Origin of the sequence: Streptomyces sp. NPDC050548 (assembly GCF_044457385.1) — a bacterium.
Taxonomy (GTDB): domain Bacteria; phylum Actinomycetota; class Actinomycetes; order Streptomycetales; family Streptomycetaceae; genus Streptomyces.
In genome coordinates this window covers 81,714-93,074 of the sequence record NZ_JBITGV010000016.1, presented here as the reverse complement: position 1 = coordinate 93,074, position 11,361 = coordinate 81,714, and the positions used below count along the sequence as shown (strand labels likewise).

The window sequence follows — 11,361 nt, the reverse complement described above, 5'->3', positions numbered from 1 at the left end:
AAGTGAAACGTATGCGTAACGTAAGCCCAGCCCTGGGCGGGCCACAAGACCCGTGCGTCACTGTTTTCCGGAAAGCCGGAATTAACCGGGCCGTCGCATCAGCGCGCGCCCGAAGCCGGAAAGGCTGTTGTCAGGTGGAGCCCGCCGCCGTCAGGCCGACTCGCGCACGACCAGGCTCAGCGGGGTCACCTGGGGCGACGCCGGCAGCGCGCGGCCGGCCACGCCGGCCACGATCATCCGGGCCGCGCGGCCCACGACGACATCGAGGTTGTTGTCGATCGTCGTCAGCGGCGGCATCGCGAAGGGCGCCAGTTTGTCGTTGTCGACGCCGATCACGGCCAGGTCGCCGGGGGCGGACAGGCCCACCCTGCGCATGCCCGCGAGAAGGGCGAAAGCCGTCTCGTCGTTGTAGGCGCACACTCCCGTGACGGCGGGATCGGCCGAGTGCCACTGCTCGGCCGCGGCGGCGGCAGCCGCGATGTCGAGGGGTACCTCAAGCAGGACCGGCGGCTCAAGTCCGCGCTCCGCACAGGCGGTTCGGGCGCCTTCGAGCCGCAGGGCCAGGAAGTCCACGAGCCGGGGATCCCCGGGAGCCGCGTAGCCGATGCGGACATGCCCCGTGTCGGCCAGCCGCTCCACCTGCATCGCGCCGATGCAGGTCTGGGGGATGGTCAGCACGCCGGGGTCCGCGGCGGGGCCCATACCGGCGCTGACCACGTGGATACCGGCCGCCCGCATGGCGGCCACGTCCTCGGCGGGGACCTCGAAGGCCGTCATCACGGCCGCCGGCATGAGTTCCTGCCACAGCGACTTGAGCGGGGCGTGATGCTCGCGCCGGGTGACGAGGTTCAGGCCGTGGCGCTCCAGCTCGTCGCCGAGCATCTCGACGAGGGCGGTGAGAGTGCCGCCGACAGGGACGTCCGGAAGGAACATCAGCACCAGGTCGCTGCGGCCCAGGCGGAGGGCGCGTGCGGCGGCCGACGGCTGGTAGCCCAGTTTCGCCACCGCGTCCAGGACCTTGCGCCGGGTCTGGTCGGAGATCTTCTGGTGCGGCACGTCGTTCAGCACATAGCTGACCGTGGTCTGCGAGACTCCCGCTTCCTTGGCGACGTCGGTCGCCGTCACGCGGCCGGTCCTGCCCGCCATGGGAGCCTCCTGGGAACATCTCGGACATGCCGATGCCGTGCGCCCGTCCGGGGTGGCGTGCGTCACTGAATCGTAACAGTGAGGGTGCCACACGTCCGACGTGTCGGACAGGATGGCCTGTTACTGGTGGTACGCACGAGGCCCCTGGGCCTCCGATCAGCCACCCTCGCACACCGCCGCGTCGAGGAGAGGGCCGAGTTCCCGGGCCACGGACGTCAGGGCACGGACGTCCCGCTCGGCGCGGGCGACGAGGATCGCCCCCTCCAGAGCACTGATCATGAGGGTGGCCAGCGCGCCGGCCCGCTCCTCCGGGACACCCATCCCGGTGAGGGCGCGGGCGACCGAGCCGCTCCAGGTGGCGAAGGCGGCGGAAACGGCCTCACGCGTGGCCGCGCTGGTCTCCGCGCAGTCCACCGTGGCGGCGGCCACCGGACACCCGCCCGCGAAACCGACGGCCGTGTACTCGTCGGTCCACTGCCGGACCATCTCGCCGAACAGCCCGCTCGGCGTCGGTTCGGGCAGCGCGGCGAGGAAACGGTCGACGCGCTTGCCCGCGTACCGGCCTCCCCAACCGACGGCCTCGTTGACCAACTGCTCCTTGCCGCCCGGGAAGTAGTGCTGCAGCGAGCCGCGCGGCGCGTGTGCGTGGACGGCGACCTCGCGCATCCCGGTGGCGGCGACTCCGTCGCGCCGGATGAGCTGCGCCGCACTGAAGACCATCCGCTCGCGCGCCCCGTACCGGGACGCCTTCGCCGCTGCCATCCCCGACCTCCGTCACCGTCGCACGGGCTGTCCGGACTCCACTCTATGACAGCGGTCATAGAGTGACGCTACTATGACCACTGTCATAGACAACGGCGATGGTGGCGGTGTGGCCTCGCCGGGGGACGGAAACGGCGGTGCATCGTGGCGTACGTGGGTTTCGTCGGCCTCGGAGTCATGGGGCAGCCCATGGCACTCAACCTCGCCCGCGCCGGAACACCCCTCGTGGTGTGGAACCGCACGCCCGGCCGGTCCGAACCGCCGCGTACCGCCGGGGCCGAGGTCGCGGCGGGCCCCGCCGAGGTCTTCGAGCGGGCCGACGACGTCGTGTTCCTGATGCTGGCCGACGAGACCGCCGTCGACGCGGTGCTGGGCCGCGGCACCCCGGACTTCGCCGCGCGGGTCGCCGGACACACCGTCGTCCACATGGGCACGACCTCGGCCGAGTACTCGGGCAGTCTCCAGGACGACATCCGCAGCGCGGGCGGGAGATACGTCGAGGCTCCGGTCTCCGGTTCCCGAGTCCCGGCGGAACAGGGGCAGTTGGTGGGCATGCTGGCCGGGGACGCCGATGCCGTGGCGGCCGTACGACCACTGCTCGCGCCGGTGTGCCGGGAGACGTTCGGCTGCGGTGCCGTTCCGGGCGCCCTGCTGATGAAGTTCTCGGTGAACCTGTTCCTGATCACCCTGGTCACCGGGCTGGCCGAGGCGTTCCACTTCGCCGACCGGCACGGGCTCGACCAGCGTCTGCTGCGGGAGGTGCTGGACGCCGGGCCGATGGCCAGTTCGGTCTCCCGGGTGAAGGCGCCCAAGCTGGTGACCCGCGACTTCGCCGTGCAGGCGGCGGCCGCCGACGTACTGAAGAACAACCGGCTGATCGCGGAGGCCGCTCGCAAGACCGGACTGTCCGCCCCGCTCCTCGACGTCTGCCACGCCCTCTACGAGGAGACAGTGGCACGGGGTCACGGCGGCGAGGACATGGTGGCCGTGGTGCGCGCGCTGGAGGCCAGGACCGAGGGCGTGGGACCGTCCGGCGCCCGCACTCACCCTGCGGAGCACGGCAGGTGAACGCGTGTGGCCGCCCGGGAGCGGGCCCGGACGGCCGTGTGTGTTCGGGGTGCCGAGGTCAGGTCACCAGGAGGTGCGCGTCTGCGACTGCTGTGCCGACGGCTGCGGCGCCGGGAACACGGAGTCGCCGCCGAACAGCGGCGCGGGCGCGGGCGCCTGCACCGCCGCCTCGTCGTCGCCGAGCATCATGTCGGGGTCGAACATGACGATCACGGCCGCGATCAGCAGGACGACGAGCGGGCCAGCGAGCATGACCAGGAGGAACGCGACCAGGTCGGCCGAGGACTGCGCGGAAGCGGCCTGGTGGGTGAGGTGGACGGAGACCGCCGCCATGCCGGTGTAGTGCATGCCGGTCACGGCCACACCCATGACCAGGCTCGCGCCGAGGCTCGCCCACAGCGCGTGAATGGAGATCGCCGCCCACAGCGCCGCGGTGGCCGCGCCCACGGCGATCACCACGGACAGCACCACGGTCAGCGCGTTGTAGTGGAGGGTGCCGTTCGTCTCGATGGCGGCCATCCCGAGGTAGTGCATGGCCGCCACACCGAGCCCGGTGACCGCGCCCGCGACACCGAGGTTCAGCGGTGAGCCGCCCCGGTAGCCGACCAGGAACACTCCTACGGCGACCACCACGATCGCCACGAACAGACTCAGAAGCGTCTTCGTCGTGTCGTAGTTGACCAGCGCGCCCTGGACGCTGAAGCCGATCATGGCGATGAAGTGCATGGTCCATATGCCGCAGCCGATCGACACGGCGCCCATGGCCAGCCACCGGGCTCTGTGCTGCGGGCGGCGCAGCGAACGGGTCGTGCAGCGCAGCCCGAGGGCCGCGCCCAGGCAGGCCATCAGGTAGGCGGCTACAGGTGTCACTGCGCCGTAGTAGAAGTCGGAGACGGTGGCGGTCATCGAGGGTTCCCTTCACGTACGTGACTGCAGGCCGCGCCGCAGGAGCGGCGGGCCGGCACGGTGACGTGCGCACGCTCCCTTCCGACGGGCCACGGAGAGCGCCGTGCCGCGCCGGGCGCGGGCCTCCGGTCGGGAGACGCGCGGGGACAGGGTGCGCCACGGCAGGGGCGCGCGTGGATCGACCACTCCCGCCCCTGCCGCACGTTCGTACCGGCTCGGCCGGGCGGACGTGCACGAGCGCGCGGACATCCTGCGAACGGAGACAGGACACGGGGAACCGAACGGTCGACTTCAAGCCACCAGGCCGAGTTGTGCATGATTCAATCACGGCGCTCACACATTTCCTACACAACCTGGAAAGGTGTTAGCCGAATCGATACTTCGCTACTACTGCCCATAAAGCCGACCAGCGTGGGGAGTTCAGCGATCGGCACTCCGGCCGCCGTCGACGTGGAGGATCTCGCCGGTGACGAAGTGCGGGACCGGTGATGTCGCCCTGGACCGTGAGGACGTCCGGGTCCGCTGAGGGCCAGAGGTCGCACGAGGTCACGTCGACGCGACGGCTGAGCTTCCGGTACGCCGCGACGAGGGGTCCGGCGACGGAGACACCAGTGAACGAACTCTCGGCAAGCACCGTCGTCGTCACCGGGCGGGGCCGAGGGCGTGCACTCCCTCGGCGTCCTCCAGATCGAGCCTCGCGGCCGTCGCGGCGGCTGCCCTGCCCGCCATCGCCGCCGGTTCGTCGACACCCCGCTGACGGCACGCCTGCTCGGCGCCGAACTGGAGCTTCGCCACGAGGAGTTGCGCGCCACGCTGCCGATCCGCCGGGTCGTGGGACCGTCGGACGTGGCCGCGCCCGCTCTGCGCCTGATGACCAACACCGCGCTCACCGGGGCGACTTACGGCATCGACGGCGGCCGGCAGCTGATCCCCTGAGCGATGCGGTACGTCACCGCGTCATGGCGTCGCCTTCGCGTCCGCGGCCCGGATCTGATCGTGCAGGTCCTTGAGCGCGGCGACGTAGATCTCCGAGAAGGTGGGGAACGGCTGGATCGTGTCCCTCAGAATCTCCAGCGGGACCCTGGCGCGCACCGCGAGGGTGGCCTGTTGCAGCCACTCCCCCGCCTCCGGGCCGAGGGCGTGGGCGCCGGTGATCACCCGGCCGTCGCTGAGCAGTGTGAGGAACCCGTTGGCGTCCGCGTAGGCGCGGGTGTAGGCCGCTGTCTTGGCCACACCGGAGATCGGGACGGTGGCGCTGAACCGTGCCTCGTCCGCGCCGACAGACGCCGCCTGCGGGTCGGTGTAGACCACGCGGGGGACGGCCGTGTAGTCGGCCTCGCGGGGTTCGCCGAGGATGTTGGCCGCGACGATCTCGCCCTGGTACTTGCCGACGTGGGTGAGCATCCAGAGTCCGGTGGCGTCGCCGACGACCCACAGCCGCTCGGCGGCACGCAGCCGCGAGTCGACCGGAATGCCGTGCTCGTCGGCCTTCACGCCGACCGTGTCCAGGCCGATGTCGTCGACGCGCGGACGGCGTCCGGTGGCCACGAGGAGGTGGTCGCCGCGCAGTTCCCGTCCGTCGTCGAGCGTCAGGACGTAGTCCGCGCCCTCGCGCCGGGCGGCGACCGTCCGCGGCCCGAGCACCAGCTCGACCCCGTCGCGGCGCAGTACCTCGCCGAGCGCCTCGCCCAGCGGCCGGGGCTCGCGGGGCAGGACGTACGGGCCGTGGGCCGTGAGGGCCACCTCGCCGCCGAGCCTGCGTACGGCCTGGGCCATCTCGACGCCGACGGGGCCCGCGCCGAGCACGATCAGCCGGCGCGGGACCGCCTTCATGCCCGTCACCTCGCGGTTGGTCCACACACCCGTCAGGTCGGCCAGGCCCGGCACCGGCGGCATGATCGGCGCCGCCCCCGTCGCCACGACGACGTGCTCGGCGGTGTGACGGGCCCCGGCCACCTCCACGACACCCGGTCCGGCAAGGCGGCCGGTGCCTCGCAGCAGGTCGATGCCGCTGTCGGCCAGCCAGCGTTCCTGTCCGGCATCCGAATAGTCCGACACCATGAAGTCCCGCCAGGCCAGGGCCTGTTCGACGTCGACCTGGGCACTCGCCGCGGCCTCTCGCGCGCCGTGCACCGCCTCGCCGGGGCGCAGCAGGGTCTTCGACGGGATGCAGGCCCAGTACGAGCACTCCCCGCCGACCAGTTCGCGCTCCACCAGGGCGACCCGGAGTCCGCCGTCGGCGAGGGCACCGGCGCAGTGCTCACCGGGCGATCCCCCGCCGACCACGATGACGTCGTAGTCGTAGGCATGATCGTGGTCGTGGCTCATCCGTTCGTCCTCCTCGCCCGGGGGGGGCCGCCCTCGATCGGGTGTCAGGTCGGCAGTTCGGTACCGGCCTGCTCACTCACCATGTACCGCGCGTACCAGTCGGGCCAGTCCGGGTCCTCCGTGCCGGTGCGTGCCTCGTGCTCGCCGTGTGCCGCGGCGGCGCGGCGCAGTGCGCCGGCCAGGTCCTCGGCCGAGGCGAACGTCGTGGCCGCGGGGTCCAGCCGGCCCGGGAGCCGGGTGGTGATCTCCTGGAGGACCCAGCCGTTGCCGTCCGGGTCGCTGAACGACACGAACGAGCCGTAGCTGCTGCGCTTCGGGTCCGGTCCGGGCACCCGGGCGTCGGTCCCGGCGTGGTGGAAGACGCCGCCCTCGTCGTGGAAGACGTCGCTCGGGTCGGCGCCGACCCGCTTGAGTTCGTCGTGGGCGGCGCCGATGTCGTCCACGATCAGGTGCAGACCCTGGGCGGAGCCCGGTGCCTGGGTCGTGACCGAGGTGCCGAAGATGACGGAGGCGGGCGAGCCCGGCGGCGTCACCTGTACGACCCGGAAGTCCTCGCCGGTGGCGACGTCGGCGTCGAGCCGCCAGCCGAGCGCCGTGTAGAAGTTCTTGGCCCGCTCCACGTCCCCGACCGGTACCACGACGACTTCGAGCTTCATGTCCATGAGCTGCGTCTCCGTTCTCGGACGAACTGCCGCCCCCTCCAGAATCGCCGCTACGGCTCCGATCCGCGCCGGGGAGTCCGGCCCGGTGCTGGTATCAGAGACGATCTGCGTCCAGAACCGCGCGGGCGAACGCCTCCGGCGCCTCCTGCGGCACGTTGTGCCCGATGCCGTCGAGGGCGCGGTGGTCGTAGGGGCCGGTGAACTTCGCGCGGTAGGCACTTCCGTCGCCGGCCGGGGTGAAGGGGTCCAGCTCGCCGTCGAGCGTGATCGTGGGTACCGCGACGGCCGGGCCCGCGGCGAGCTTGGCCTCGATGCCGTCGTAGCGGGGGTCTCCCGCGGCGAGGCCGAGCCGCCAGCGGTAGTTGTGGATCACGATGCTCACGTAGTCCGGGTTCTCGAAGGCCTTCGCGGTGCGGTCGAAGGTGGCGTCGTCGAAGTGCCAGGTCGGGGAGACGTCGCGCCAGATCAGCTTGGCGAAGTCGTGCCCGTAGTGGGCCAGGCCCAGCTCACCGCGTTCGGTGGCGAAGTAGTACTGGTACCACCACGCCAACTCGGCGGCGGGAGGCAGCGGTCGCCTGTTCTTCTCCCGGTTGGTGATGAGGTAGCCGGTGACGGAGACCAGGGCCTTGCAGCGCCGGGGCCACAGGGCGGCGATGATGTCGGCGGTCCGCGCTCCCCAGTCGAAGCCGCCGAGCAGCGCCTTCTCGATCCGCAGGGCGTCCAGCAGGGCGATGATGTCGAGGGCGACCACGGCCTGCTGGCCGTTGCGGAAGGTCTTCGGCGACCGGAACGTGGTGGTGCCGTAGCCGCGCAGGTAGGGCACGATCACCCGGTACCCCTCGGCGGCCAGCAGTGGCGCGACGTCGACGTAGCTGTGGATGTCGTACGGCCATCCGTGCAGCAGGACGACCACCGGGCCCTTGGCCGGGCCGACTTCGGCGTAGCCGATTGTCAACTCGCCCGCCCTGACCTGTTTCAGCGACTCGAAGGACGTAAGAGCCTTCGTCCGCACGGGAGTTGACGCCTCCGGCCCGGCGGGAGCGGCCGACGCGGGTGACGAGCCGAGCCATCCCGCCAGGGATGCGGCCGCGGTCCCGGCTCCGATGGTCCTGCCCAGGGCTCGCCTGTCGATCATGTGAACCGTCCTGCCTGTGGGGTGCCGGAGAGTGCCGTCCGATCATGGTCTGCCGCCGGTCACGCGGGGCGCCACGACCGGTTTCCTCACATGTGGGAGGTACGGCCTCTCGCCATCCGCGCTGACGCCGGTGGCCGAAGACCGGGAGCCGCGCCCGCACCGGCTGCAACCGGAACGCCGCACACCGTCGTCAGAACCCCTAACTACTCATGTTTGTAAGGGCAGTTGGAAACCGAGAGCGTTGACATGCGCCACACTCGTGCCAAGGGTGCGGGCATGAGGGGTGGGAGTGACGCATGGCCGGACGGAGACCAGTCTTAGGCTCGGCAGTCGCGGCGGCCGGTGTGCTGCTGCTGGCGGGGTGCAGCGGCGGGTCGGGCGACGAGCCCGAATCGGAACGGACGCCGAAGAAGGGCGCCGACGCATCGCCTTCGGTCTCGGCGTCGCCCGTGAACGAGCCGTACACGCTCGCCGAGGACCGGGCGCCGAGGACGCGGGCCGAGGCGGTGAAGTTCGTCCGTGAACTCACCGTGCGCCCCGACTACTTCGGCACCGGGTACCGCCAACGCGATCCCTTCGAGAGCGATCCCGCCGAGTGGGCCGTACTCGGCGAGGACTGCCTGTGGCGGCGCGAGGCGCTGCCGGGCACCGTACTGGCCAGCCTCACCCGGGCGTACGAGCTGCCGGCGAAGGGCGGCAAGGGGCCGGTGTACGTGTCGCTGACCGTCACCGTGCACCAGGACGTCGTGTCGGCACGGCGTGACATGGCCGGGTCGCTGGAGGAGGCGCTGCGCTGCCCGGGGCAGCAACTGAACGCCACGGACCGGGTGCTCGGCCTGTTCTCGCGGGCCGACGCGTTCGCCGACGGGCGGACCGTGATCTCCGACGACGACCTGACGGAGACCGGCACCTGGGTAGCCGGCGGCGGCAAGGCGCATCCCTTCGACTGGTACAAGTTCCGGATGGGGCCGGTCACCGTGGCCGCGACCGCGCGGCACGGCGCGGGCCGGACCGAGACCGAGGACTCCACCGTCACCACCGACATGGGCAGGGGAATGACCTTCGTCGCGGCGAGCATCGACAGCCAGGGCAAGGCCGGCGACGCCTCCCCCGAACCCACCGGGACGAAGGGGGCGGGACAGTGAGCGAACCGCTGCGGTCCTCCGACCCGTCCCGCATCGCGGGCTTCCGGCTGCTGCGGCGGCTCGGCGCGGGTGGCATGGGCGTCGTCTACCTCGGGCGCACCGACTCCGGGGCGCTCGCCGCGGTCAAGGTGATCCGGGGCGAGGGCGCCGGTGACGACGACTTCCGGGCCCGGTTCGCGCGGGAGGTGGAGCTGGCGCGGCGGGTGGACAGCCCCTGGGTGGTTCCCGTCCTGGACGCGGACGCCGAGACGCGCGAGCCGTGGCTGGCCACCGCTTTCGTCCCCGGGCCCTCCCTCGCCGAGGCGGTCGCCGCGCACGGCGCGCTGCCGTCGCGGGCGGTACGTGTCCTGGGCGGGCTGCTGGCCGGGGCGCTGGACGCCGTGCACACGGCCGGGCTCGTGCACCGGGACGTCAAGCCGGGCAACGTCCTGCTCGCCCTGGACGGACCGCGTCTGATCGACTTCGGCATCGCACGCGCCGCCGACGACACGGCGCTGACAGCGTCCGGGCTCGTGGTCGGCACCCCCGGTTTCCTCGCCCCGGAGCAGGCCGAGGGGCAGCCCGCCACATCCGCGAGCGATGTTTTCGCGCTGGGCTGCGTGCTGGCGTACGCCTCGACCGGCGCTCCGCCCTTCGGCAGCGGGACGCCCGACGCCCTGATGTACCGCACGGTCCACGACGAGCCCGAACTCGGCCGTGTGGAGGGCGAGTTGCGGACCCTGGTGGAACGCTGCCTGGCCAAGGACCCGGCCGCGCGCCCCACGGCCGACGCCATACGGGGCCTGCTCGCCGACGACGCTCCGGACGACTCCGGCGGCTGGCTCCCCGACCCCGTCGCCCGGATGGTCGCGGCACGGTCCGCCGAGAGCCTCGCCTTCCCGGACATCGAACCCACGGTCCTGGACGATCCGGCCGACCCCGTCCGGCACCCGGGCAGGCGCCGCCTGCTGCTGGCCGGCGGTGCGCTGCTGCTCGCGGGCGGCGGGACCGGAGCGGCGGTGTGGGCGTCGGGGGACGAGAAGAAACCGTCCGCGGGTGCCGCGCGTCCCGTATACGTCCTCGGCGTGCACACGACCGCCGGCGCGGCCGAGGCCGCCGTCAGCAGGGCCTCCGAACGCGCCGCCCGGCTCGCCGTCGCCCAGCACAACGCCACGCCGAAGCGCTCCTACGACCTGAAGGTGAAGGTCCTCGCCGACAAGGGCGACGCGGACACCGCGCGGGCGGTGGCCCGTACGTTCACCGCCGACCGGGACGTCGTCGCCGTACTTGGACCGGTCGCCGAACTCCCCATGCAGCGGGCCGCGACCGTCTACGGCGCGGCGGGACTGACCCATGTCTCCAGCACCACGGGCACGCAGGACTACTTCCTGACGTCGGCCAAGACCTCGTTCCAGAGCGGCCCCGCCCACGCCGCGCTCGGCGGCTGGATCGGACTGCACGCCTACATAGTCCGACAGGTGGTGCCGGCCGGCGTCGTGATCGACCGGGCCGGGGGCCCGGCCATGCAGGACCAGGGCGCTCAGGTGGTCAACAACTGGCGCAACGTCCTCAAGAGCGAGGTCGTGCCCCGCGTCGTCGCCGAGGACACGGACGACGGCCCGAAGGCGGTGCGTGACGTGCTCGCCGCCGGTGTCGAGGCCTTCGTCTATCTGGGCGCCCTGGACGCCACCGTCCGCACGGCCCAGGACCTGGCCACGGCCGGCTTCACCGGACCGCGCTGGATGCAGCACCAGCTGTACGGCTCGGGCTTCCCGCGCCTCGCGGGCACGGCGGGCGACGGCTGGTACGTGGTGACGGACGCCGTGGACCCCTCCGTACTGACGACGAAGCGGGCCAAGGACTTCACCACCGCCTGGCAAAAGCTCTACGGCAGCACTCCGGAGCCGTACGCGACCGAGGCGTACGACAGTGTGCGGATGCTGCTCGCCGAATTCGCCAGCACGGTTCCGGCCGGGGCGCGGCGGCGGCCGGTGCGGGCCGATCTCGCCGTACGGCTGGCGAAGGTGAAGTACCAGGGCATCGCGCGGACGTACGCCTTCGGCGACTTCCACCAGTACGACAACAGCTCGACGGGCTGGGCGGACGAGACCTTCGTCCACGAGGTGCGGGGCGGGCGGTTCCGGCAGCTGGGATCGCTCGGCGATCTGCATCGCGCGGCGCAGAACCAGGGCTGACCCGGGCTCCGAGCCGACGGGCGGGAACGACTGCG

Annotated in this window: 10 protein-coding genes; 4 read left to right on the top strand and 6 right to left on the bottom strand. The window is 72.0% G+C overall.

The window, feature by feature from the left end; genetic code table 11:
• Positions 1-150 precede the first annotated feature (150 nt).
• Both ACIBJH_RS35675 and ACIBJH_RS35670 read right to left on the bottom strand, forming a co-directional pair.
• Positions 151-1,146 carry a LacI family DNA-binding transcriptional regulator gene (locus ACIBJH_RS35675; RefSeq protein ID WP_399121097.1) on the bottom strand — a complete coding sequence of 332 codons (996 nt, stop codon included), beginning with the start codon at positions 1,144-1,146 and terminating at the stop codon, positions 151-153.
• A gap of 156 nt (positions 1,147-1,302) precedes the next feature.
• Positions 1,303-1,908 (bottom strand): TetR/AcrR family transcriptional regulator, encoded by a 606-nt coding sequence (locus ACIBJH_RS35670; RefSeq protein WP_399121096.1) that lies wholly within the window; start codon positions 1,906-1,908, stop codon positions 1,303-1,305.
• Positions 1,909-2,052: 144 nt separating this feature from the next.
• On the opposite strand from ACIBJH_RS35670, the gene ACIBJH_RS35665 reads away from it, so the two are divergent.
• On the top strand, positions 2,053-2,976 hold the full coding sequence (locus ACIBJH_RS35665) for an NAD(P)-dependent oxidoreductase (RefSeq protein WP_399121095.1): 924 nt from the start codon (positions 2,053-2,055) through the stop codon (positions 2,974-2,976).
• A gap of 63 nt (positions 2,977-3,039) precedes the next feature.
• Here the strand turns inward: ACIBJH_RS35665 and ACIBJH_RS35660 are convergent, their stop codons facing one another.
• On the bottom strand, positions 3,040-3,882 hold the full coding sequence (locus ACIBJH_RS35660; protein ID WP_399121094.1) for an MHYT domain-containing protein: 843 nt from the start codon (positions 3,880-3,882) through the stop codon (positions 3,040-3,042).
• A 663-nt stretch (positions 3,883-4,545) separates the two neighbouring features.
• Between ACIBJH_RS35660 and ACIBJH_RS35655 the strand changes: the two genes are divergently transcribed.
• The gene (locus ACIBJH_RS35655) at positions 4,546-4,818 is read left to right on the top strand and encodes a hypothetical protein (protein WP_399121093.1); all 273 of its coding nucleotides are present in this window, start codon (positions 4,546-4,548) and stop codon (positions 4,816-4,818) included.
• 21 nt (positions 4,819-4,839) lie between these two features.
• Here the strand turns inward: ACIBJH_RS35655 and ACIBJH_RS35650 are convergent, their stop codons facing one another.
• From ACIBJH_RS35650 to ACIBJH_RS35640, 3 genes are all read right to left on the bottom strand, one after another.
• Positions 4,840-6,210, bottom strand: a complete 1,371-nt coding sequence (locus ACIBJH_RS35650) for a dihydrolipoyl dehydrogenase family protein (RefSeq protein ID WP_399121092.1) — start codon at positions 6,208-6,210, stop codon at positions 4,840-4,842.
• 44 nt (positions 6,211-6,254) lie between these two features.
• Entirely contained in the window at positions 6,255-6,872 is a 618-nt protein-coding gene (locus ACIBJH_RS35645) for a VOC family protein (protein WP_399121091.1), read from the bottom strand.
• 94 nt (positions 6,873-6,966) lie between these two features.
• The gene (locus ACIBJH_RS35640) at positions 6,967-8,007 is read right to left on the bottom strand and encodes an alpha/beta fold hydrolase (protein ID WP_399121090.1); all 1,041 of its coding nucleotides are present in this window, start codon (positions 8,005-8,007) and stop codon (positions 6,967-6,969) included.
• Between the two features lie 449 nt (positions 8,008-8,456).
• Between ACIBJH_RS35640 and ACIBJH_RS35635 the strand changes: the two genes are divergently transcribed.
• Both ACIBJH_RS35635 and ACIBJH_RS35630 read left to right on the top strand, forming a co-directional pair.
• Positions 8,457-9,152, top strand: coding sequence for a hypothetical protein (locus ACIBJH_RS35635; RefSeq protein WP_399121089.1), 696 nt, complete (start codon positions 8,457-8,459; stop codon positions 9,150-9,152).
• A complete protein-coding gene (locus ACIBJH_RS35630; RefSeq protein ID WP_399121088.1) occupies positions 9,149-11,326 on the top strand; it encodes a bifunctional serine/threonine-protein kinase/ABC transporter substrate-binding protein in 2,178 nt (725 codons plus the stop codon). The genes ACIBJH_RS35635 and ACIBJH_RS35630 overlap by 4 nt, the downstream gene beginning before the upstream one ends.
• The last annotated feature ends 35 nt before the right edge of the window (positions 11,327-11,361 follow it).